Raw genomic sequence first — 26,292 nt, 5'->3', positions numbered from 1 at the left:
TACACCTTTTTTGTTGTTATTCAGCAGCAATAGCTTCAGGCGTGGCAAGCTGTTCTTCTAACGCTTGTGTATTATTGGGTTTTAAATGCCACCAAATGGTACCAAGAAATTCATACCAAGCACGTTCACTATGACCAAAATAATATGAGGAAGGAATGTATTTCTCCCATGGATTAATTTCACTCGTGATAACCAACTGATTTGCGGGTGCAGGGAAAGGGGTCATTCCTCGTTGAGTAAACATGGTCATCGCTCGAGGCAGGTGATTAGCAGAAGTTACTAATAAAAAAGGTGATTTCCCAATAATTTTTTCAACTTCATAAGCTTCCTCTTGTGTATCTTTGGGTTCAGTGAGGGGGATAGTATCTTGTGCTGGGACACCCAAGGATTGCGCAACTTGTGCGGCAACTTCGGCACTGCTGATGGTGCTACTCGCTTTACCGCCAGTGAAAATAAGTTTACTACCAGGGTGTTTAAGATAAAGGCGAACACCTTCAGTCACTCTAGGTAAGCTATTATTCAATAGATTAGAGCTTGGGCTCCAATCCGGGTTATATGTAAAGCCACCTCCTAGCACAACAATGTAACGTACATCTTGAGGAGGTGTTTCAGTAATCAGTTCATAGCGTTTATTAAATTGCTTTTCTGCAGGGGCAAGCAAAGTATCTGAAATAGGCTGTAATCCCAACAAGGTTATGAAAACTAAACTTAGAGTAGTCAACGTCTTCCCACAACGCTGCCAGCGTGTGAACCAGAGCAAAAGCAGCCCAATAAACCCGACGATGAGCAATAATGGTAATGGCATCAATAGAGAACCAATATATTTTTTTAAGATAAATAACATAACTAAGCCTATTCTTATGGGGTATCGAGCCACCATTGCGGTGGTATCTGCAGAAAAAATACGTAATAAAACGGCTAAACTAGAGGAAAAATAACAACATGGTGTTTAATAGCGCCAAAATGAAATTTGCTGGGCACAATAAAGTACTATGCAAAAATATAGCTATTATCTGTTATAATTCCTGTTTTAACAGTCGCCTCGCATTGTATGTGATAAGTGCAATGTAATGTGAGAATATTTCTGGTTAGCGTTGATTTTCTCCATAATCAAGATGTAATCAACCATTTTACGTTTTTTCGCGACAAATTGGCTCATAAACCGCTTTAAATAATAGATGATAGGTAACCGGATAGCACATGGCAGACCGCAACTTTGATGATATTGTCGATAAATTTGCAAAAAATATCTACGGAACGACAAAAGGAAAAATACGAGAAGCGGTAGTTTGGCAAGATTTAACTCAATTATTGCACAGCCAATTTGAGGGTAAAACCCTAAAAATACTTGATGCAGGCGGTGGTGAAGGGCACTTTTCACGCAAACTCGCCGAAATGGGGCATCAGGTGATACTTTGCGATTTATCTGAAGAGATGTTAGAACGAGGCAGTGAGCTTGCCAAGGAACAAGGTATTAGCGATAACATGCGTTTTGTACATTGTGCGGTGCAAGATGTTGCACAATACATTGATGAACCTGTTGACCTTGTTCTGTTTCATGCGGTACTTGAATGGATTAGCGATCAAAAATATGCAATTGAACAACTGGTAGATATAATTAGACCAGAAGGCGTATTTTCTGTCATGTTCTATAATGCAAATGGTCTGGTGATGCGTAACGCAATTTTGGGAAATTTTCATCTTGCAACGCCACATATTCAACGTCGTCGTAAACGCTCGTTATCACCGCAAAAACCGCTTTTTCCTCATCAAGTTGATGCTTGGTTGAGTGAGTGTAATATGCAAATTATCGGTAAAAGTGGTGTTAGGGTATTTCATGACTATTTACAGAGTCGGCAGTTACAGCAAAAAGATTTTCCAGCATTGTTAGCATTAGAGCAGCAGTATTGCCGTGAAGAACCCTATATTAGTATGGGTCGTTATATTCATGTCATGGCACGCAAACAAATACAAAAGGACGATTTATGAGTGATTTTTCCCAGACCGTCCCTGAACTTGTGTCTTGGGCACGAAAAAATGATTTTTCGATTTCACTTCCTGCTGAACGTTTAGCATTTTTGCTTGCGGTGGCGGTATTAAATAGTGAAAGAGTCAATGGTGAAATGAGTGAAGTGGAGCTGGTTGATGCCTTTCGTGAGGTCTGCAAAGGGTTTGAACAGACCACAGAATCTTTGGCAGTAAGAGCCAATAATGCCATCAATGATATGGTTCGCCAGAAGATATTTAACCGTTTTGCCAGTGACATTGTTGAAGGTAATGCCATTTACCGCCTAACCCCTCTGGGGATCGGTATCAGCGATTATTATATTCGTCAGCGAGAGTTCTCAACATTAAGACTTTCTATGCAGCTTTCTATTGTCGCAGGAGAACTGCAACGTGCCGCTGAAGCCGCAGAAGAAGGGGGCGATGAATTTTATTGGCATCGTTACGTGTTTGCTCCACTAAAATATTCAGTTGCTGAAATTTTTGACAGTATTGATTTATCGCAACGCATTATGGATGAACAACAAAATTCAGTAAAAGAAGATATTGCGGCATTATTAAATCAAGACTGGCAGGCAGCTATTGCTAACTGTGAGCAATTACTATCAGAAACATCAGGTACATTGCGTGAGTTGCAAGACACATTGGAAGCCGCAGGGGATAAACTGCAAGCGAATTTATTACGTATTCAAGAAGCCAATATGAATGCGCCGGTGTTCTCTGATTTAGTGGATAGGTTGGTTTTTGACCTGCAAAATAAACTAGACCGTATTGTTAACTGGGGTCAACAATCTATCGATTTATGGATTGGTTATGATCGTCATGTTCATAAGTTTATCCGTACAGCTATCGATATGGATAAAAATAGAATATTTTCTCAGCGGTTACGTCAATCCGTTCAGCACTACCTTGATAGCCCTTGGGCACTCACTTACGCCAATGCGGATCGGTTATTCGATATGCGTGATGAAGAACTCGCATTGCATGATGAAGAAGTGATGGGTGAATTACCACCAGAGCTTGAATTTGAAGAGTTTAGTGAATTGAATGACAAGCTTGCTGAGCTAATGGAAGTTGAGTTAGCCATTTATAAAGCAGAGCAACGGCCGCTCGATGTTGGCCGTGTGTTGCATGACTATTTACTGCAATATCCACAAAAACGTCATTTTGATGTAGCTCGAATTATTATCGACCAAGCTGTTAAATTAGGTATCGCAGAGGCTGATTTGGCGGGGTTACCGGCAGAATGGCAAGCTATTAATGATCACGGAGCCAAGGTACAGGCACATGTCATCGACAAATATTGAACAATTTATGCCAGTTAAGCTGGCTCAAGCATTAGCTAACCCGATTTTTCCAGAGCTAGACAGCCAATTGCGTTCAGGTCGCCATATTAGTGTTGATGACCTTGATAACCACGCATTTTTGATGGATTTTCAGGAAGCATTAGAACAATTTTATGCACGATATAACGTAGAATTAATTCGTGCCCCTGAGGGGTTTTTCTATTTACGCCCACGCTCAACAACTCTCATACCACGCTCGGTGTTGTCTGAATTAGATATGATGGTTGGGAAAATCCTTTGTTATCTCTATCTCAGCCCTGAACGCTTGAGTAACCAAGGTATTTTTACCTCACAAGAGTTATTTGAAGAATTACTATCATTAGCGGATGAAAGCAAATTACTTAAATTTGTTAATCAACGTTCGACAGGTTCTGACTTAGATAAACAAAAACTGCAGGAAAAACTCAGAACATCACTCAACCGTTTACGTCGCTTGGGAATGGTGCACTTTCTGCAGAATGATCCGAGTAAATTTATTATTAGCGAATCTGTATTTCGTTTTGGCGCTGATGTGCGTAGTGGTGATAACCCACAAGATGCACAGTTACGGATGATCCGTGATGGTGAAGCTATCTCTCTTGAAGGGGAATTATCGCTGAAAGACAGTGAAGAAGAGGGTGGCGAAGAGAATCAAGAACCGGCAGAAAGTGATGAGGATGAAGAATAATGATTGAACGCGGAAAATTTCGCTCACTGACGCTGGTGAATTGGAACGGTTTTTTTGCCCGAACTTTTGACCTTGATGAATTAGTGACCACATTATCGGGTGGTAATGGTGCGGGTAAATCAACCACAATGGCGGCGTTTATTACCGCGATGATCCCTGATTTAACCTTACTTCACTTCCGTAACACAACGGAAGCGGGCGCGACCTCTGGTTCTCGTGATAAAGGCTTACACGGGAAATTACGCCCAGGTGTCTGTTACGCAATTTTGGATGTGTTAAATTCGAAGCACCAGCGTGTCATGGTGGGTGTGCGTTTACAACAAGTCGCAGGGCGCGATAAAAAAGTTGATATTAAGCCGTTTATGGTACAAGGCATTCCACTGGCGACGGTGCCTACGGAAATATTGACAGAGGTTATCGATGGCCGCCAAGCAAAAGTGATCCCACTTAATGAACTAAAAGAGCGCCTTGAGGAACAGGAAGGCGTTTTGTTCAAGCAGTTTAACTCAATTACTGACTACCATTCGATTCTGTTTGAATTAGGGGTTTTACCTAAACGTTTACGTTCCGCGAGTGACCGAAGCAAATATTATCGCCTGATTGAAGCGTCACTATATGGTGGTATTTCTAGTGCCATTACTCGCTCATTACGTGATTATTTATTACCTGAAAACAGTGGGGTACGTAAAGCATTCCAAGATATGGAAGCGGCTTTGCGTGAAAACCGTTTAACATTAGAAGCCATTCGTGTAACGCAATCAGACCGTGACTTATTCAAGCATTTGATTAGCCAAGCGACTGATTACGTTTCTGCGGATTATATGCGCCATTCCAATGAAAGACGTATTCACCTTGATGCAGCACTGGCTGCACGCAATGAGCTATTAGCCAGCCGTAAACAATTGCGTGTTGAACAGGTTCGAAGCGTCGAAATGGCGCGTGAGTTGAATGAGCAAAATGGCGCTTCTACAGAATTAGAAGCAGACTACCAAGCGGCCAGTGACCACTTGAATTTAGTACAAGCCGCGCTGCGTCAGCAAGAGAAAATTGACCGTTATCAAGCGGATATCGAAGAACTGACGTATCGTCTTGAAGAACAAAGTGAAGTCGTTGCTGAAGCAACTGAAACTCAAGAAGAATATGAAGCGCGAGCTGAAGCTGCTGAAATTGAAGTTGACGAATTAAAAAATCAACTCGCCGATTACCAACAAGCTCTGGATGTACAACAAACACGCGCTATTCAGTACCAGCAAGCCTTGCATGCCTTAACGCGTGCTCGTGAATTGTGCCAACTTCCTGAATTATCCATTGATAATGCAGATGAATGGTTAGATACCTTCGAAGCACGCGAACAGCAAGCAACCCAAGCGTTATTAGCGCTTGAGCAAAAAATGAGTGTGGCAGATGCCGCACATAGCCAATTTGAGCAAGCCTATCAATTAGTTAGAAGTATGATAGGGGAAGTTAGCCGCAGTGATGCATACCAACAAGCGCGTACATTACTACGTGATTGGTCCTCACAACAACATTTAGCGGATCGCGTACAGCCATTGCGTATGCAGCTATCTGAATTGCAACAACGTCTGAATAGCCAGCAAAATGCTGAACGCTTATTGGCAGAGTTTTGTAAGCGTCATGGCCAAAGTTATGAGCCCGATGAGCTTGATGCATTAATGGCTGAGCTGGAAGCACAGCAAGAAGAGCTTAGTATTGGTGTGAATGAGAGTGGCGAAAAACGGATGCAAATGCGCCAAGAATTGGAGCAGATCCGCCAGCGTATTAGCCAACTTTCATCTAAAGCCCCTGCATGGATTATGGCTCAAGAAGCGCTAACACAGCTTAATGAGCAGTCCCATGAAACGTTTGAGTCAAGTACTGCTGTGACTGAGTTTATGCAGCAACTCCTCGAACAAGAGCGGGAAATAACGGTTGAACGAGATGAAGTTGCTGCGCAACGTAAAGATCTCGAAAAGCAAATTGAGCGACTAAGCCAGCCAAGTGGTGCGGAAGATAGCCGCATGTTAGCGTTGGCAGAGCGTTTCAATGGTGTGTTGTTATCTGAAATTTATGATGATATTACCATCGAAGACGCAGCTTATTTCTCCGCGCTATATGGTCCTGCGCGTCACGGAATTGTGGTGCAAGACCTTGATGCAGTTCGCAATCAACTGGATTCGTTACAAGATTGCCCAGATGATGTGTATTTTATCGAGGGAGATCCATCTTCTTTCGACGATAGCGTTTTTGATGCGCAAGAGTTTGAAAATGCGGTATTAGTCCGTTCGTCTGAGCGTCAATGGCGTTACTCTCGTTATCCTGAGTTGCCTTTGTTTGGTCGTGCCGCACGTGAAAGCCATTTAGAGTCGTTAACGGCTGAACGTGATGAGCTCGCTGAGCGCTATGCGAATCTGTCATTTGACGTACAGAAAATTCAGCGTTCACACCAAGCATTCAGCCGGTTTATAGGCCAACACATTTCGGTGGCCTTTGAAGATGATCCAGAAGCTGAAATTCGTACACTCAACCAAAAACGTTCGGAAATTGAACGTGCTTTAGCTCAATTTGAAGAGCAAACTCAGCAGCAACGTCAACAATTTGCCCAAGGTAAAGAAAGCCTTGCGGCTCTTAATCGCTTATTACCTCAAATGGGGTTATTACTCGATGAAACATTGGCGGACAGAGTTGAAGAGATAAACGAAGAGCTAACGGAAGCGGAAGAAGCGGCACATTTCCTGAATAAACATGGTGATGCGTTAGAGAAATTAGAGCCGATTGTGACGGTGTTACTCAGTGATCCTGAACAACACGAGCAATTACGCAAAGATTATGAGTCAGCAAAACACAGCCAGCAAAATGCGAAACAGCAAGCTTTTGCATTAGTAGAGGTTGTTCAGCGCCGTGCTCACTTTAGTTACAGTGATTCAACCGGAATGGTGAATGAAAACGCGGACCTGAATGAAAAACTACGTCAGCGTTTAGAGCAGGCAGAAACCGAGCGTACACGTGCTCGTGAACAATTACGCCAGCACCAAGCACAAAGTGCACAGTTCCATCAAGTTCTTGCCTCGTTACGCAGTTCTTTCGATACCAAACAAGAGATGCTAAAAGAGCTCGAAGTCGAGATGCAAGAAATTGGCGTAAAAGCCGACCCTGACGCCCAAGAGCGCGCTCGTATCCGACGCGATGAGCTGCACCAGCGGGTTATGGAAAACCGTAGTCGTATTAACCAGTTAGAAAAACAGCTGACATTATGTGAAGCTGAAATGGATAACTTACAGAAGCGCCTTCGTAAGTTAGAAAAAGACTACTATATGCTGCGTGAGCAGGTCGTGACAGCAAAAGCAGGTTGGTGTGCGGTAATGCGCTTGGTGAAAGACAATGGCGTTGAGCGTCGTCTACACCGGCGTGAGCTGGCTTATACTGACGGTGATAGCTTACGTTCGATGTCGGATAAAGCCTTAGGAGCGTTGCGTTTAGCGGTTGCAGATAACGAACATTTACGCGATGTACTGCGTTTATCCGAAGATCCAAAACACCCAGAACGGAAGATAAAATTCTTTATCGCAGTATATCAACACCTACGTGAACGTATTCGCCAAGATATTATTCGAACTGATGACCCGATTGATGCAATCGAGCAAATGGAAATTGAACTGGCGCGTTTAACGGAAGAGCTAACAGCGCGTGAGCAAAAATTGGCGATCAGTTCAAAAAGTGTGGCGAATATTATTCGTAAAACCATTCAGCGCGAACAGAATCGCATTCGTATGCTAAACCAAGGGCTGCAAGCTGTAGCATTTGGTCAGGTTAAAGGGGTTCGCCTCAATGTGAATATTCGTGAAAGTCATGCATTGTTACTGAGTGTGCTTTCTGAAGAGAGCGAAATGCATCAAGACTTATTCACCAGCCAACGGTTAACATTCTCTGAAGCAATGGCTAAGTTATACCAACGCCTCAACCCTCAAGTGGATGTTGGGCAACGCTTGCCGCAAACTATCGGTGAAGAATTACTCGATTATCGTAACTACTTAGAGTTAGAAGTTGAGGTTAACAGAGGCTCTGATGGTTGGTTAAAAGCAGAAAGTGGTGCGTTATCAACCGGTGAAGCGATTGGTACGGGGATGTCCATTTTAGTGATGGTAGTACAAAGCTGGGAAGAAGAGTCCCGCCGTTTGCGTGCGAAAGATATTATTCCTTGCCGTTTATTATTCTTAGATGAAGCTGCACGATTAGATGCTAAATCAATTGCAACCCTATTTGAACTGTGCGACAGATTAGAAATGCAGCTAATTATTGCGGCGCCAGAGAATATTAGTCCTGAGAAGGGCACAACCTATAAGCTAGTTCGTAAAGTGGTCGGTAATCATGAACATGTGCATGTAGTTGGCTTAAAAGGCTTTGGGCAAGAAAACCCGACTGTACAAGCCCCAACATTGCAGTAATAGTTTTTGTGAGTGAAACAAAGGCCGGTATTTAGGAATAAATATCGGTTTTTTTTATATGCTAATTAGGCGGCAAAGAAAGCGTCAGGTAAAACTTTTAATTAAAATAAAATTCATCTATGTTTAAACCACTAATACACTTTTGAATTCATTATGATGAAAATAATTCTTTTTCTCATTAATCGTTAGCTTAGCTGTACATAATCTGAAAAAAGGAAAATTAGCCTATTCCTATAACATTACTGCTAAAATTAAATACAATAAAATTGTAATTATAATAAAAATATTATTATCCATGTTGTAAATTAAGGTGGATGTATGGCAAAGAGAAGAGTGAGAGCTCTGCAAGTCTCGGTAATATGCGGGTTGATGGCGTTACAGTTTCCCGCATTCTCAAATGAAGAAAATACGCAGCAAAGTGTTTCTGAAGTTCAAACGATAGCTTCGGTAACACCTACAGAAAGTTTAGTCAAAATAACACAGTCGCTTCCTGCGGATGTGAAACCTATTTTTTCTACGCAATTAGCAAAATTATACGCTGATAGGCAAATGCAGTTATTGTGGCAAGATGAAACGGCAATTAGCCAATTTCAGCAACAACTGGCAGAATTATCCCTTTCTGGAGTTCAGCCTCAATTTGGGGAGTGGCTAGCGATACTGGAAAATAACCAGTTAAATGAGCTAGGCCGTGACGTTATTTTATCTGATGCCATGCTTGGCTATTTACAGTATTTATCTTCGATAGAAGCGAGTGGGCAATATTGGTTATACACCAATCGGCCTTATAAAATTATTGCTCCAACGGCCGCTCAAATGAAACCATGGATAGATGCCGTCGAGTCTAATAATTTAAGTGGCTGGGTTAAATCGCAAGCCCCGAGTCACCCAATGTATTTGCCAATGCGCAAAGAAATGTTGAAATTATTGGCGATCCCGGAAGATAACCTGGAAATTGTGGGGACGAAAACATTAAAGCCAGGGCAGTCTAGCGATGATGTGGTTATTTTGCGTCAAATCTTGCAACGTGAAGGGTTACTTGAAGGTGGAAATGTAACCGAAGACATCGCACCTCCTGAAACAATGGCTCAAGTTGCAGAACTGGCAACTGAACAAACCGCTGAATCGACAGGAACACTTGATGCACCTGCGAGCTCCGTGTCGAAAGTATATGATCAAGAACTCGTCGATGCGGTAAAAAAATTCCAATTGCAATATGGCTTAGAAGCAGACGGTGTTGTTGGAAAAGGCACGCGTGTTTGGTTAAACATGCAGCCTAAGCAGAAAGCAGGTTTAATGGCACTCAATATTCAACGCTTACGTATTATACCTGCAAGTAGTGGGACAGGGATTTTAGTTAATATTCCTGGCTACTCTTTAGATTTCTATTTAAATGACGAAGTGATTTTAGACTCTAAAGTGATTGTTGGCCGTGCTGATCGCAAAACACCGATCATGAGCAGTGCGCTAAATAACGTAGTCATTAACCCGCCTTGGAGTGTGCCGACCAGTATGGCACGTAAAGATATTGCTCCAAGAGGAAAACAAGATCCAAGTTATTTTAGCCGCAAAGGGTATACGGTTTATTCAGGTTGGGGAGCCGACTCATATGAAATCAACCCATATGCTATTGATTGGGATAATATCACCCCAGCTAATTTTCCATATCGCATTCGACAGGCACCGGGCCCGACTAACTCATTAGGGCGCTATAAGTTTAATATGCCGAGTTCAGATGCGATTTATTTACACGATACACCAAACCATAGTTTATTTAATCGCAATGCGCGTGCAATAAGCTCTGGATGTGTGCGAGTGAATAAGGCAAGTGAATTAGCCAGTATTTTATTAGGTGATGCAGGTTGGGAACAAAAACGCATTGATGGTGCGTTGAAAGAGGGGTCAACACGGTATGTGAATATACCCGATAGGATCCCAGTTTTTCTGTACTATCAAACTGCTTGGGTAGATAAAGACCAGCAACCACAATATCGAGCCGATATTTATCAGTATGATAATTCGATTAATAATGCAGATAAATATTTGCCAATATTGAAAAAGATTTTACACTAATTGTAGGTTTTAATTTGAAGGGGGGATTTTCTCCCCTTAATTATTTTAAGAGTTAACTGCTTGAGCGCTGTTTTTTACACATTTCCATTCTGTGACCTTACCTCTAGAATCCGTTTTTATCTTATTTATTCCGTTGTTTTATGGTTCCTCAATCATTACTATTTTGTTTATCTTTGATAAAGGCAGCATGTTTTGTGTCTTAAATTGCATGTTTCGAGCAGTTCTAGTGATAAAACTCTCTTTTTGACGAAAAATGCAATAAAATTTCCGCGAAGTATGCATATCTTTACATAATTATACATTAAAGATAAGCATGATTTGCTAGACTCAATAGGTTGCCAAAATTTTATCGATTAATACTGAAAATATTAGAGTCTGAGCTATCACCTATGGATATAATTGATCAATCCCGCAGAAAGTGGTTAGGTATTGGGGCCGCAACAGTTGGCCTTAGTTTATTACCAAGCCATGTATTTGCTGCGATGACGACCCCTCGACCACGTATTTTGCGTTTTCAAAACATTAATACAGGCGAATCGCTAAAAACCGAGTTTTTTGACGGGCGCCGTTATAATAAGTCTGAATTAGCGCGTTTAAATCATTTTTTCCGTGACTACCGTTGCGACAAAGTAAAAACTATTGACCCAAAACTGTTTGACCAAATCTATTTATTACAAATGATGATGGGAACAAACAAACCTGTCCAACTGATCTCTGGTTATCGTTCTTTAGAGACTAACAATAAATTGCGTAGTAAAAGCTCTGGTGTGGCAAAGAAAAGTTACCATACCCGTGGGCAAGCGATGGATTTCCATATCGAAGGGCTACAACTGAGTAATATCCGCAAGGCTGCGCTAAAAATGAAAGCGGGTGGCGTTGGTTATTATCCTCGAAGCAATTTTATACATATTGATACAGGACCTGCAAGAACGTGGTAATCTGTGCATAGGTGACACAGATTACGGAGTAATTGCTCGATGAAATATACTATTATCCCAGTAACACCATTTATGCAAAATTGCCACGTTATTTGGGATGAAAATACGTTAGATGCAGTCGTTGTTGACCCCGGTGGAGAAGCTGAAAAATTAATTTCTGCTATTGAAAACCTTGGGCTGAAGTTAACTAAAATTCTGTTAACGCATGGCCATTCTGATCATATCGGCGCATCAGCTATCCTTTCTAAGCATTTTTCAGTGCCTATTTATGGCCCACAAAAAGAAGACGCCTTTTGGATTGAAAACCTCGCGGAACAAAATGCGATGTTTTATATTGGTGAATGCCCTGACTTTACGCCGGATTACTGGTTAGAAGAAGGGGACAAAGTGACTTGCGGCAATATTACATTTGATGTACTGCATTGTCCTGGTCATACACCCGGCCACATTATTTTTGTGAATCACACCGATAAATTAATTTCAATGGGTGATGTCCTTTTTAAAGGGGGCGTCGGCCGAAGTGATTTTCCACGCGGTAACCATCAAGACTTAATTTCCTCTATAAAAAACAAAGTATTACCTCTAGGTGATGATTTTCAGTTCATTCCAGGACATGGCCCCATGTCAAATTTAGGTTTTGAGCGTAAAACAAACCCTTTCTTGCAAGATGAGTTACCCGTTTGGTAATTATCTAATCTGACTTAACCCCCTTAATTACAGGGGGTTTTTATAACTTACTATTAATCATCTCATAAAAAATAATCACTAACACTATGTCCTAATTGTTCCCAACTTAGTTTGGGAATGCCTGGAATTTTGCTATTTTCTTATCGAACAAATAATTGTTTGTTTTAATAATAAACAAATAATTAATTGAAATAATTAGTGAAATTACAATCTTCAGGGAAATAAGAGCATGGATGATAAGGATGTTAACGCTGCAACTCAAGCTAATGGCAAAACAGGACGAGACTATTCGAGTATCAATTTACAACTTAAACCGTTGGCAGAAACAACCCCGCAAGTCAAAACGGGCATTCCAGTTAGTCATCAACACATTTTTACGAAAATAGCGAGTGAAGAAAATATTATTATTGGTATACGGCCGATAGATGCTAAATCAACGAATTTAATTGAGTCGGGGGAGTACAGTAGTAAGGGATTGGCTATCAAAGGTAAAAGTGCAGATTGGGGGCCTCATAGTGGTTTTATCCCAGTACAACAGGAGTTTGCTAAAAAATCAGGCCGAGCTAACAGTGACGAACTTAATCGCCAGCTTCAAGGGCTAATTCAATCCGGTAAGGCAATTAGTGTCCATTTAGAGATTAGCACTCAGCGAATAAATGAATTATGTCAACTTAGTGCAGTTTCACCATTAGAACTCATCAATGATGAGGGTTATTATCGTACTACATCTATTGTTGATGGCATCGAAAAAGTTTTTTTCTTGAAAAAAAATGCGGATAAAACATCAGATAGCTGGAAAGTTTACTATCTGGAAAACGAACAGTTTATTGAGTTCTTTGTTATTGGTGATATTAAAACGGGTAGGCCAATCACGGCAGATTATGATTTATTTAGCATTATATTTCCAATATCAGATTTAGAGCATTATATCAATGTGAGAGAAATGCCATCTTGGGAAAAATGGAAGGCTAGTGTCAATTATGATGAATTATCAGTAAAGGAAAAAAAATTATTTAATAATAAAGCTGAATATGATCGCTATGAGGGACAGGATAACGGCTTTAGTAATAAGAAAATAAAACAGCTCAAGGATAAGATGAATCACCAGCTAGGCCGAAAGAGTGGATTTGAATTAGTCCATCACGGTGCTGATGATGCTAACCCAGCCAGCGTTATGAGTGAAAATTTTCCGATAACTTTTTTCTTACCTGAAAATTTGAAAGGAAAAAATAAACTTAAAGGGACAACTGAATCAATTGAGACTTATTTTCCAATGAATTCTAATGGCTCTATTATTATTGATAATGTAGAACAATTATCTAATTTTCAACAATTGTTAATTAATCAGGGATATCGTGCCCCATTAAATAAAAGATGGAGCGAAGGTGATAATGGGAAATTATTTGAACCAAAAAGGAAAATATCAGATAGTTATTTAAAAGGGTTAGCATTAATTAACCGAAAAAAAAGCATTAATGATAATGCTGAAAGTAAAGAAAGTAATAAAAAATCCAATGATAAATTTATTACAGATATTGATGATGAATTCAAAGATATCCATCTAGATGACAATAAGCGTAAACCTACTCTTGCAGAAGAGCACGGAACAGAAATCAAGAATGCAGTTCTCTTTGATAACCATTTGAATAAAAACAAAAAAATAAATGGACTGGAAATAGTTGAAAATTCACATCATTCTATTATTAATACATTAGAAAAAATAGCACTAAAAGAAATTTCTATTCAAAATGTCAATAAGACTGAACATGCCTATTTATTGAAGTATTTTTCAGATGAAAATAGAAACATAGATGTTGAAAAATTAAACATTGCAGTTTCTGATCCGTTAGTAAACCGAAAGCTAAATGCAACGTTAAGTCAAAAATTTGAAGCTAATTCACTATTACTGAAGCCATTTCTAGAATTAGAAATATCAAGTCATTATCAACAACAAGCAGTTGACATTCAGACATTATTGTCCGCGATAAGAGATGACATGTCGATATTAAATCACTTAAGTGAGCGTTCACAGACGTTATTAATGAAGCTATTTCCTGCAGGTAGTGGGGTCGATAAAGGAAAAATTTTAGCGATAGTTGCAGATGATCATAAATTTATTCTATTTAATAATAAATTGATGGAGTTTAGTAAATTATCTCCAACCAATTTTATTGGAGAAAATGCGCCGTTAAAACAATATTCTTTTGCAGAGGCATTTAGTATTTATGAAGATAACCAAGAACAGAGATTGGCTCAATTTAACCAACAATTAATTAATGGTAGTAAAGTTGAATTAGTGGACCATGGGGTTATTCGTTCAGGCCCTCAAAGTCGAGTGATGGATCAAATTTTGGGGGGGATATACGCGGTTGAATTGTATTTGGCGGGGAGTGACTCAGCTCGAAATTTTATAGAACGCAAAGCACAAATAGAGAGAGTCACAGTGAAAAAGGTATCGACATCTTCAGAAAAATCTCTGTTGATGAAGATGGCACAGTACAGCCAAGATATTAATACTGAAATTAATAAAAATGGAATATCAATAGCGGATCAACCGATAAGAAATTTATTTTCAACAGTTAAGGATACCAATAACGTAATAATATTCTTAAAGGGTAAATCGGTCACTTACACGGTAACTCATGTGCAACGTTATGGCGGTTACGAAATTAGCTTGTTTGATCCCCAAGGACTCCAGCTTAGTGTAAAAAATAAGACTTCTTGGCAAGCTCAACAACAATTCAAACAGCGAATTAAGCATTATTTTAATGAAAATGTCGAATTTTCTGATGGTGAATTTAGAGCCGATCTCCAGTTTATTGATTTAGACTCTACGGATTTTAAAAGCGCATTATCTTCTTTACGTAACCAACGACAATCAATTATTGAACAACCTGAATTTACATTACCAAAAAACTGCTGGGTCACTATTAACGGTGAAAAAATTGCGTTTGCCAAATTACAACAATTAGGTGCCACTATTGATGGAAAAACGATTTCCTTAAGTGATATCAATAGCCCTGATCTACATCATAAAATTCGTTTTTCCCCAGATAAGCTAGCGATGTATTTCACATTAATGGAAGGTGGGAAAGAAGATCTCTCTTTTATTAAAGTGTTCCATGAGCAATTAAAATCTGCGGATATCCACCAATTAATTGAGCGCCAAACTAACTTTACTGAGTCGGGTGTATTAAGAAAACAGTTTGAATACTTAGCGAATAACATTGATATTCAGCAAGATGCTATCTCTTCTTCTATTTTATTTAAGGTTCGTCAAGAAGGTAAGAGGCTTTCTCAACTTCGACGTTTGACAAATCGTTCAGGGCAAATAATGGGGACAGCCGGAGCTATTCAAAGTTTGATTAGCGCGTATGCAATTTTGGATAAATTAGATAACCCCGATATTAGTGATGAGGAAATTAAAGAGTTAGAAAAACAGTTTTATTTACTTGCAGCATCTGCCTTGTTTAATTATGGCGATATGATAGTGCGACCGATGCTATTAAATATTGCCTCCAGTAAGGGAGCAACTTCGTTGGTTCGTGCGAGGATTGCCTCGGGAACAGTCGTGATTTTCAATTTGGTCGGGATGGGAATTGATGTTTACCAAGCCTACGATAGTTTATCTAAATTAGACAGTGTCACAGACCCGAAACAACGCCAAGATCTTATCGTAAACGCATCTTTCTCTATTGCTAGCGCAGTGGTCAATGGGGTTACCATTATTGGTATTTTAGTGGGTTCTTCTGTTATTCCTGTCGCTGGGTTAGTTATTGGAGGTATATTGCTGGTGGGGGGCTGGGTTTATAACGGTGTTCGTGCGGTTGAAAACATCAAAGGAGTTATTGATATTGACTGGGATCGTGAATTAGAGGAGGGGATCCGTGGTGCTTTAGGTTTAGACCCAACCATACGTACTCAGCAAGAAATGAATACACAACATTATATTAATGCTTTCAAAGAGCAAGATTGGAATATGGATCTGGCTTTATTTGAAAATAATATTGCGCAAGCCGGGTTTGATCACCATCTCAGTATTATTGAAAAACCTACCTATGAAAATGAGCTTCGATATTATCTGGTTGATAATAATGATAACTATTTCTATGGCAAGTTGGGGAATTTATATGTAGAGGCAGGAAATACGACTGTGCGGTTTTTACGCAAAGAAGCGCCTTCATTTACTGCTGAAGAAATTGAGTTCATTTTACAAAATGAAATTGTCAGAACAACTGCGTGGTTTAGAAGTTTAGGGCATCTTTATGAAGATATAGGGCTGTCTATTCACCATGATTTTTTTATTAAATCAAAAGAGAAAGAGGTTTTTGATCTTAAAAATACCGGTAGTATAGCTACTCATGAGCGTTATTCTTTAAATTCTACTTATAAAAACTTGTTATTAGATGAATTTAAAGTACGACACCAAATTTTAAATGATGAATTATCAATACCTTTTCAAGGTCAGTTAATAAATTCCAATCCAGAACAAATTAGTTTTTATTCGAAAAAAACCGAATTTGGAGTATTAGGGCAACAGATATTCAGAGAAAACGAACGTATTTTCAGTGAGCATTTAGTGAATAACATTCAACGAACAGCCTTATATATTGAAAATGCCAGTAGTAAAGGGACTAGCTGGAATACGGCTAATGGTAATGACGTTGTAATTGGTAAAAAAACACAGAAAAATGCTTTTCAAGTACTATCAGGTGAGAAGTATTTTGCAGGGGGAGATAAAAACGATCTATTTTTTATTCGAGATAGCTGTTTAGCATCGCTAACCTCTCGAGGGGGAAATAAGCCGACTAAGTACCTAGATGGCCAAGGAGGACAGGATACTGTCATTATTGATAGCCTACCAGATGGCTATCGTGTGTATGCAGATCTCAACAGAAATATATTGCACTATCAGCGACAAGGAAATCATCCCTATACTCCCGTTGCCCATTTACAAAGCATGGAAAACCTGATGGTAAGAGGGAGTAGTAATGATTGTTTACAGGGAAATGATACGGCAAACATATTAGATGGTGGGTTAGGTAACGATAGATTAGAGGGGAAAGGAGGAGATGATAAACTCATTTTAACTCAAGGTATTGCTGTTGGTGGTGAGGGAAATGATAGTTACCATATTCGCCGTTATGAATGGCTTGACCATGCTGACAACTTGTATCTTACAGAGCGCTATTTTGATGGAAAAGAAAAAGCAGTTAAAACGCGAAAACAGCTAAACCCTATTTATACACAAAGTCGCCATAATTTTCAGGCGAAAGTGGTTATAAAAGAAGCTAATTGCCAACAAAGTCGAGTCTCTTTAGAGTATTTTTTTAATGAAATAAAGCAAGTTCAGCTAGACGGTAACAACTTGGTTTTAACAGTTAAACAACCCAAAAATAGTATTGATGGCCACTTTTTTCAAAATGTGGAAAGTGAAGTCATTATTGTTCTCGAAAATGTGCAAGATGCGAGATCGAAGGCGCCCCACCATGTATATCGGTTACAAACCCTTGATGGTTGGATGATGACAACGGTAATAGATGAAAAACATCCTAACCAGTATTTCAATTTAAGCTATATACAAGAAGGGGATCAATTAGCATCTAAAGACGAAAAGTCTGTCAAAATAGATGAGTCAACGGGTACCATAACGATAGATCAATCCCGCCATTATAAAGCGCCTAAATGGGGGCGGTTTATTCCAATAGGTCATGCTGAACACTTAACCTACCGTGGAAATAGCCAAAACAATGTATTACTACTAATAAAATTAGGTAGTTACATTGAAGTTAGCCATGGAATAGATACCTATCAAATTGTACAAAATAAAGATGAGTACGGTGAGGTTGAGTTCGATTTTTCTAAAGTTAATAACAGCTATACGGATAAGGACAGCTTGTGCCTATTATTGCCTACTGTAAATGGTTATTCGCTGAATATGGATGATGGACAGCTATACAGCTTAGATAAATTTGGGCAAAAAAAATTGACTATTAAGTTTACTAATGTGGGCAATAATCTCTCTGATATTGTCTTAATTCAAGATAAGCATAGCAACTTATTTAAAGCCAATTTACAGGAAAATAGCCTATCACCAGTAAACCCAGTTAAAGAAAGTAGTGCGGGTGACGATCAAATTATATTGCCAATGGGCTATCAATCCGAAAAGCATATCATTGATGCTCAAAATGGTGATGACACTATTATCAATAAGGGCTCAGAAAGCTATGTCCTGCTGGGAGGAGATGGTGATGATAATATTAAAGCCAGCGGTGGAAATAACCTATTATATGGTGGTGCTGGGGACAACTTTATTAGTGGTGGCTCGGGGGATGATTTACTGTTATCCAGTCGAGGAAACGATACGTTAATGGGTGGTGCAGGTGATGACCACTACTTAATTGATGGTCATCAGCCTGGTGTTGTTTATATTGAAGACCTGATTGGAAATAACCATATTCACTTGGTCAATTTTAAACGCGAACAAATTGAAGGTGGTGATTCAAAATATCAACTTTATGTTTCAGCAGCCGGTAAATTGGTAAAAATAAAGGTATCTCATGATGATGAAGGGAACTTTAACATTCATCACTATGAAAGGCTGGACGAAAAATTTAACTCCTCTACCGCTGACGGGATGACTACTCTCACTAATTATTTATCTGAAAAACTCTATAGAGCAAAACAATCAGGGGAATTCACGACTTGGAAACCGGTTGATGAGCTTGCAAGCACATTAAATGGCGTGGTAGTCAATAAGGGTGAAGCTAGGCCTTTAAACCTAACATCGAGAGATGATGGTATTGTATTACATCAGGAAAACCCTAGAAATAATTGGCTTATTGATACGTTAGCTGGCAATGATAGCGTTATGGATATGACTCAACATGGGCGAATTATCAAAGGTGAGAGTGGTAACGATAAGTTGATAACCCTTGGTGGTGAAAATGTGCTATATGGTGGGCAAGGTAATGATATTTTATTGGCTCAAGGTATGCATCGAGATGTGCTCATCTCTTTAGATGGAAAAGACCAATTAGGGGCAGCTCAAGGGGACGACCTCTATATTGTCAGTGGTCATGGTAAAGGAGATGTGAAGATCACTGATTTTGAGGGGCGTAATCAGGTGGTACTAATTGATTTTGATACTGATGAAGTCAATTATGAACAATTGTCAGATAAGGTTGCTGAAACAACATATCGCTCAAAGAGCGGCAGGCAGGTGACGCTATCCCATAACAACCATATTGGGTCAATGAATAGTGTCATGCAGGTGCGTCATCTCAATAGTTACCAGCAATTATCAAAACAACATATAGAGCAAACCGTCGACCGTTTGGTTCAGTTGCTTGTTGAGGAGCGAATTGATTATGAAAGTAATCTCGACCTTAGTATAAATAACAGTAATCATAGAAAGAATTGGGGGGCGGTACACATAACTGAGCGCTTCCTTAGCCACCTTAAATAGTTGTTGATAAAAATAGCCAGTCAGTAATGCTACTGACTGGCATGATATTAAAGATGCTGTTTTATTCTTTTCAAAAGGTTAAGTATCAACAAATTTGAATGATTACAGCACTTTAACGATAGCATCACACAGAGGAACCATGTTCTCTAAGGTTAAGCCTGCCACGTTAATACGGCCAGAGCTAACAGCATAGATACCAAATTCGCTACGTAGACGCTCTACCTGCTCTTTTGTTAAGCCACTGAAGGAGAACATCCCATTTTGGTTGATAATGAAGCTGAAGTCCTGTTTAGCGCCTTTTTCTTCCAATGTTTTCACTAACAGTTGGCGCATGCGTTTAATACGCTCACGCATTGCGGTTAATTCTTGGATCCATTCCGCTTTTAACACTTCATCAGAAAGGATAGTTGTCACCACTGCCGCACCGTGTGCTGGTGGGTTTGAGTAGTTGGCACGAATAACCGCTTTAGCTTGGCTAAATGCACGCTCTGCGTTATCACTGTCTTTGGCAATGATGGTACAAGCACCAACACGCTCATTGTATAAACCGAAGTTTTTAGAGAACGAGCTCGCAACAATCATTTCAGGGTTATTTTTGGTGAAAATGCGCAGGCCTTCGGCATCTTCATCTAAGCCTTTTGCGAAACCTTGGTAGGCAAAGTCAAAAACAGCTAATAAACCTTTTTCTGCACATAATGCAGCTAGTTTTGTCCATTGCTCAGCCGTTGGGTCAATACCCGTTGGGTTATGGCAGCAGCCGTGTAGAACAATCACATCACCGGCCACAGCAGATGACAGGCTGTTAAGCATACCGTCGAAATCCATACCATGTTTGGCAGCGTCATAGTAGTTGTAAGTTAAAACTTCTAAACCAGCCGCTTCAAAGATATTTTTGTGGTTAGGCCAAGTTGGGTTGCTGATCCAAACACGCTTTGCATTGGTTTGTTTAGCGATAAAATCTGCAGCGATACGCAGTGCACCAGTACCACCCGGTGCTTGTGCTGTACGTGCACGTTTTGAGGTGACAATTTCATGTTGTGCACCGAATAACAGTTCTTGTGTTACACGGCCAAATTCTGGCATTCCGCTAATCGCAAGATAGTTTTTGGTGTTTTCGTTATCCAGCAGGAATTTTTCTGCTTTTTTAACGGTATCAAGCACAGGGGTTTTCCCTGATTCGTCCTTATAGACGCCAATACCTAAGTTGATTTTATTATCGCGGGGATCAGCACGGAAACTATCAGCAAGACCTAAGATTGGGTCAGCAGGGGCAGAAGTAATTTTTTCAAACATGTTGTCGATTCCAAAGCTCTGTAGTGGTACCCAAGACAATTTACAGTGTATGAAGGCGTAAGTGAGAATGCGTTTGGCTATCCTTGCTTGTAAACAGCCCATACAACTGAAATTGATGGATATAGCTGAAAACGGGTTTAGTCGAACGAGTCGAGTTCTCAGGTTAACGTGATAAAGGCTTTTTGCCAACCGTTTTACCAAAAATTGGCGAGATCTTGTGAGCTAGGTAGAAATTGCATGTAATCTAACCATAAATATCTATAAAGGTGGTGAATCAGTCTGTCTTACCGATAATTTAGGTGTTTTTTAGGGGGGAAGTTTGAGAGAGGGGGAAAATAAAAAAGCAGCGCCGAAGCGCTGCTTACAAAAACATGTTACTGTTTTCTAACTTATCAGTTAACTGATAATTAGAATTGGTAAACTAAACCTAAACCAACAACGTTGTCAGTCATCAGACCGTGGTCTTTGCTGAAGTCGTTGTCTTTTAACAGGTTGATTTTATAATCAACAACTGCAGACATGTTTTTGTTGAAGTAGTAGTAAGAACCTAAAGAGATGTATTTAACGATATCACCGTTACCGCCAGCGATGTTTTTACCTTTAGATTGGTTATAACCGATAGATGGTTTTAAACCGAAATCGAACAGGTATTGCGCAACTAACTCAACGTTTTCAGTTTTGTTAGCAATTTCGTTATCACTACCAAAGTAAGTTGTGTTCAGTGTTTGGCCATACATAGCAGCTAAGTAAACGTTGTTAGCGTCGAACTTACCACCAACGTTCCATGCTTGAGCACGTTTACCAGTAGCGTCAGATTCTTTCTGAGCTGTAGTACGAGCAGAGTTAGAATAACCACCACCCAGTGTTACGCCCCAACCTAAGTCATATGCTGCAGATAAACCGTATCCGTCACCATTGTCTTTATGAGCGTTTTTCCAGCCAGTAGCTGGTGCTGGATTTGCAGCAGATACACCTGATTTATTAGATTCAGTGTTTTTGCCTTGGTATTGCAGAGCAAAGCTCAGGCCATCAACATAACCAAACGCGTTGTTGTTACGGTAAGTTAACAGGTTACGGTTACGGCTAGTCATGAATACATCAGACTGAGCCATAGTGTCGCCGCCCCATAAAGGCATAACGTCAGTCCATGCGTTCGTGTCATAGATAACACCGTAGTTACGGCCGTAATCGATTGAACCGAAATCAGCAAATTTTAAACCAGCGTAAGCTAAACGGTTTTTGTTGTCGTTGTTGTTTTCAGTTTTGTTAGTTTTAGTTTCCCACTCGAAACGACCAAAACCAGTTAACTGATCAGTGATTTGAGTATCACCTTTAACACCTAAACGAACACGTGAATCGTCGCCATCTTCACCGCTTTCAGCGTTAGCAAAATAGTGACGAACGTCAACTTTACCGTAAACGTCTAATTTGTTGCCGTCTTTGTTGTATACTTCAGCTGCGTTTGCTGCACCAGCAGCTAACAGAGCTGGGATAACCATTGCAAGAATATTGCGTTTCATCATTATTATTACCCTCATTGGTGTTATTCGGACACCTGCCACTGCCAAAAATAATTCGCAAAAAATAATTGGAACTATTTGTGAGAGATTAGTGTCGTCTATGTCGGCGACCAGTGTTCCATTGCTAAATAAAATTATCTACCCTCAAAGTGCTACAAAATCAAAGTTTCTGAAACAAATGGTAACAATGTGTTTCAAAATGTAAAAAATAGAGCAATAAACAACCACTCATCGTACCAGTTTAAAAAATATTACAAAAATTAGGGAACTTTTTCAAAAGACAAATTGAGTTTTTTTTGAGCAGTTTAGCGAATGTAAAGCGGTTATCTACCACTCGCAAAAAGAGAATTGTGACATAAAAAAGCAGATTATTCTTAGTGGTAGCAGATTGGTGCCATTTTGGGGTGAATTATAAGGTGATAACGTAAAAATTGTGATCGGGTTATCATGCTGCTGCAATTTTATGTAATGGACTGAAATAGTCCGCAGTTAAAAATATATTAGAGTGAAAAGATAACGGGCCAATACAAGATTGGCCCGATACTCGTCATACTTCAAGCCGCATGGGTGTTGACTGTGTTCAGCTTGCCGAATCACATACTTGTGTATGCTTATCGGCTATCTTCACTTGTCGCCTACATGCCACTCGAATTATTTAGAGTGTAAAGAATGCACTTAGAATGCCGCATTACGTGGGGTACGCGGGAATGGAATGACTTCACGTACGTTACCCACTCCAGTGACATAAGCCACTAAACGCTCAAAACCAAGGCCGAAACCTGAGTGAGGAACGGTGCCATAACGACGCAGATCACGGTACCACCAGTAATCTTCTTTATTCATACCCATTTCTTCAAGGCGTGCATCTAGCATATCAAGACGTTCTTCACGCTGTGAGCCACCGATGATTTCACCAATACCCGGTGCTAATACGTCCATCGCGGCAACCGTTTTACCATCTTCATTGAGACGCATATAGAAAGCTTTGATGTCTTTCGGGTAGTTTTTCACAACAACAGGTGCTTTAAAGTGTTGTTCTGCTAAGTAGCGCTCATGTTCAGACGACATATCGACGCCCCAATAAACTGGGTTTTCGAATTTTTGACCACAAGTTTCAAGGATTTTAATGGCGTCTGTGTAATCAACTTGTGCAAAGTCTGAATTCACAAAGCTTTCTAAGCGGTTGATAACGTCTTTATCAACACGCTGAGCAAAGAACTCTAAGTCGTCGCGGCGTTCTTCAAGAGCAGCTTTGAATGCGAATTTCAGCATTTTTTCTGCCAGACCTGCGACATCATCTAAGTTTGCAAACGCAACTTCAGGTTCAACCATCCAGAACTCAGCCAAGTGGCGGCTGGTATTTGAGTTTTCAGCACGGAAAGTTGGGCCGAAAGTATAGACTTTGCTAATTGCGGTTGCGTAAGCTTCACCATTCAGTTGGCCTGAAACGGTTAAGAAAGCTTCGCGGCCAAAGAAATCTTCGCTGAAATCTACTTCGCCTTTGTCATTACGTGGCAAGTTGTTGTAGTCCAGTGTGGAGACACGGAACATTTCACCTGCGCCTTCGGTATCGGAAGCGGTAATGATTGGCGTAGAAACCCAGAAGTAGCCTTGTTCATCAAAGAAACGGTGGATTGCTTGCGCTAAAGTGTGGCGCACACGTGCAACAGCACCAATTAAGTTAGTGCGCGGGCGCAAGTGCGCTGCTTCACGTAAAAACTCTACACTGTGGCGTTTTGCTGCCATTGGGTAGGTGTCAGGGTCTTCAACCCAACCAACGACTTTTACAGCAGTGGCTTCAAGTTCAAATGATTGGCCTTGGCCTGGGGATTCTTTTACGGTACCCGTAACTTCAACGGAACAGCCAGTTGTGAGGTGCAGGACTTCGTCATTATAATTAGGTAAATTATTATTAATGATAGCCTGTAACGGATTAAAGCAAGAACCGTCATAAACGGCGAGGAAAGAAAAACCAGCATTTGAATCTCTCCTTGTACGTACCCAGCCTTGAACGGTGACTTCTGTGCCTACCGCCACTCGGCCTTGCAGTACGTCGACTACAGGCGCTACTATCATATAATTCACTCTCTTCTATATAATGGTTAATCTTATGCATCTGCAACCCGTCATACTTCGAGCTGTAGGTGTGTTGGCTTCACAAACTGACCCTAGTCACATACTTATGTATGCTCCTAGGGCTCAGTTTGCTAGCCGCCTTCCTACAACTCGAATTATTTAGGGTGTATTCCAACTTTCGTAATAGGAATATTCAACACCGAGTTCAAGGGCATAACAATCTGGTTATTATGCAATTGGCGGATGAAGCAGATTAATAAGGCTTCTTCAATACTAATCCCATTTTTCAGGGGCCAAAGCTCTATGTTACTTGCCATTTATTAGGAAACAAGTAAAAAATCGCGATAAAACATTTCTGTTGAAGCGAAGCGTGGTTATTGAGCTTAAAAGCTATAGTAATAGTAAGTGAATAAAAGAAAAAGAGGGTTTTGAAGCTCTGGGCAAGAAAAGTGCAAATTCTTACCCAGAGCTGGGGAAAAGCGACTTAATTAACTGGCTTTTTCCATTTTAGGCAGGTCAAACGCTTTTCTGAGTTGATTGACGAACTCATCATCTTCACAAATAGTTTTTCCTGGGCTATCAGATAGCTTAGCGACAGGCTTACCATTGCACTCCACTAGCTTAATCACAATATTCAACGGGGTTACATTTGGTATATTGCAGGTTAGACGCGTGCCGATACCAAAAACAAGGTTAACTCGTTGATGAAAATAACGATATAATTCAAGTGCTTTTTGCAAGTCTAAACTGTCTGAGAACACCAGCGTTTTGCTCATAGGGTCAATACCCAATTTTTGATAGTGAGCAATGGCTTTTTCTCCCCATTCGATCGGGTCCCCCGAATCATGACGCAATCCTTGGTAGCGGTTCGCAAAGTTAGCATCAAAATCACGCAAAAAGGCATCCATGGTGATACAGTCAGTTAATGCGACACCCAAGTGATTAGGATATTCATCTAGCCAACTCTGTAATGCCTCGCGTTGGCTATTTGCTAACTCCGGGCTGATTTGCTGGTGGGCTTGGAACCACTCATGGGCTTGTGTGCCAACAGGGGCTAAGTCTAACTCGTGAGCAAGTTTGTAGTTGCTTGTTCCTACAAGATGAGGAAATTCTTGTTTAAGCATCGAAACGATGGCGGATTGCACATCGTAGGAAAAACGGCGGCGTGTCCCAAAGTCCATCAGCTTAAACTTAGACAAATCGAGTTGGTGTTCATCGGCTTGTCGGTAGAACACATTCAGTAGCTTTCTAAGTTGTTGAACGGCATCATCAGCAGTGATATCTGGGTGCCGGTCTTTTTGCACAATTTCACTGACTAAAGCAAGGAGAGGAACTTCCCACATGATGACTTCACGCCAAGGCCCGCTTATGCGGATCGCTAATTGGCCTTGGTCTGTGACACTGACAGCAACTTGTTCTGGGTTAAAGCGAAATGACTTTAACCACATAAGATAGTCTTCTTGGAAGAAAGGTAAACAGCGGAGAAAATTCAGTTCATCATCAGAAAGTGATAACTTAGCCATCAACTGAATTTGTTGCCTGATTTCATTGGCGTAAGCACCTAAGATCTCACTGCTACGACAGCGGAATTCAGCGACAACCGGTACCTGATAGTAACGGTGGAAAACGGCCTGCTGCATATGAAGCTTGTAAGCATCGGTATCAAGCAGTGATGTAATAATTGGTGTAGCGTCTAAATTCATGGCACGCAGACATCCTCGCGGAGCTTATCTTTACCACTAATGCTGTTAATTTTTACTCTTGTTTCCCTTGAAACCTGT

At 40.3% G+C, this 26,292-nt stretch carries 13 protein-coding genes; 8 read left to right on the top strand and 5 right to left on the bottom strand.

The genetic code is table 11. The features are described 5' to 3' along the window. Positions 1-16 precede the first annotated feature (16 nt). Positions 17-844 (bottom strand): envelope biogenesis factor ElyC, encoded by an 828-nt coding sequence (elyC, locus tag PR809_RS01800; RefSeq protein WP_102138486.1) that lies wholly within the window; start codon positions 842-844, stop codon positions 17-19. 356 nt (positions 845-1,200) lie between these two features. Between elyC and cmoM the strand changes: the two genes are divergently transcribed. From cmoM to PR809_RS01760, 8 genes are all read left to right on the top strand, one after another. After that, entirely contained in the window at positions 1,201-1,989 is a 789-nt protein-coding gene (cmoM, locus tag PR809_RS01795; protein WP_102138487.1) for a tRNA uridine 5-oxyacetic acid(34) methyltransferase CmoM, read from the top strand. Further along, entirely contained in the window at positions 1,986-3,311 is a 1,326-nt protein-coding gene (mukF, locus tag PR809_RS01790; RefSeq protein WP_206276790.1) for a chromosome partition protein MukF, read from the top strand. The genes cmoM and mukF overlap by 4 nt, the downstream gene beginning before the upstream one ends. Further along, on the top strand, positions 3,292-4,017 hold the full coding sequence (gene mukE / locus PR809_RS01785; RefSeq protein ID WP_102138489.1) for a chromosome partition protein MukE: 726 nt from the start codon (positions 3,292-3,294) through the stop codon (positions 4,015-4,017). Before mukF ends, mukE begins: the two co-directional genes overlap by 20 nt. Then, entirely contained in the window at positions 4,017-8,459 is a 4,443-nt protein-coding gene (mukB, locus tag PR809_RS01780; RefSeq protein ID WP_166268063.1) for a chromosome partition protein MukB, read from the top strand. The genes mukE and mukB overlap by 1 nt, the downstream gene beginning before the upstream one ends. Positions 8,460-8,777: 318 nt before the next feature. Next, complete coding sequence (gene ldtD / locus PR809_RS01775; RefSeq protein WP_166268062.1) at positions 8,778-10,529, top strand: L,D-transpeptidase; 1,752 nt, start codon at positions 8,778-8,780, stop codon at positions 10,527-10,529. Between the two features lie 389 nt (positions 10,530-10,918). Continuing rightward, positions 10,919-11,467, top strand: a complete 549-nt coding sequence (locus PR809_RS01770; RefSeq protein ID WP_102138492.1) for a YcbK family protein — start codon at positions 10,919-10,921, stop codon at positions 11,465-11,467. Between the two features lie 39 nt (positions 11,468-11,506). Then, positions 11,507-12,154 carry an MBL fold metallo-hydrolase gene (locus PR809_RS01765; protein WP_102138493.1) on the top strand — a complete coding sequence of 216 codons (648 nt, stop codon included), beginning with the start codon at positions 11,507-11,509 and terminating at the stop codon, positions 12,152-12,154. Between the two features lie 229 nt (positions 12,155-12,383). Beyond that, positions 12,384-19,622 (top strand): anthrax toxin-like adenylyl cyclase domain-containing protein, encoded by a 7,239-nt coding sequence (locus tag PR809_RS01760; RefSeq protein WP_272524430.1) that lies wholly within the window; start codon positions 12,384-12,386, stop codon positions 19,620-19,622. 102 nt (positions 19,623-19,724) lie between these two features. Here the strand turns inward: PR809_RS01760 and PR809_RS01755 are convergent, their stop codons facing one another. The 4 genes from PR809_RS01755 to pncB all read right to left on the bottom strand — a co-directional run bounded on the left by PR809_RS01755 (position 19,725) and on the right by pncB (position 26,214). Then, entirely contained in the window at positions 19,725-20,915 is a 1,191-nt protein-coding gene (locus PR809_RS01755) for an amino acid aminotransferase (RefSeq protein ID WP_102138495.1), read from the bottom strand. Between the two features lie 407 nt (positions 20,916-21,322). Then, positions 21,323-22,438 (bottom strand): porin, encoded by a 1,116-nt coding sequence (locus tag PR809_RS01750; RefSeq protein ID WP_272524429.1) that lies wholly within the window; start codon positions 22,436-22,438, stop codon positions 21,323-21,325. Between the two features lie 672 nt (positions 22,439-23,110). Continuing rightward, positions 23,111-24,511, bottom strand: a complete 1,401-nt coding sequence (asnS, locus tag PR809_RS01745) for an asparagine--tRNA ligase (RefSeq protein WP_206276670.1) — start codon at positions 24,509-24,511, stop codon at positions 23,111-23,113. Positions 24,512-24,999: 488 nt separating this feature from the next. Next, the gene (pncB, locus tag PR809_RS01740) at positions 25,000-26,214 is read right to left on the bottom strand and encodes a nicotinate phosphoribosyltransferase (RefSeq protein WP_102138499.1); all 1,215 of its coding nucleotides are present in this window, start codon (positions 26,212-26,214) and stop codon (positions 25,000-25,002) included. Positions 26,215-26,292 lie beyond the last annotated feature (78 nt).

Source organism: Providencia sp. PROV201, from assembly GCF_028479545.1.
In the GTDB taxonomy this organism is placed as follows: domain Bacteria; phylum Pseudomonadota; class Gammaproteobacteria; order Enterobacterales; family Enterobacteriaceae; genus Providencia; species Providencia huaxiensis.
This window is presented reverse-complemented; position numbering and strand designations above follow the sequence as displayed.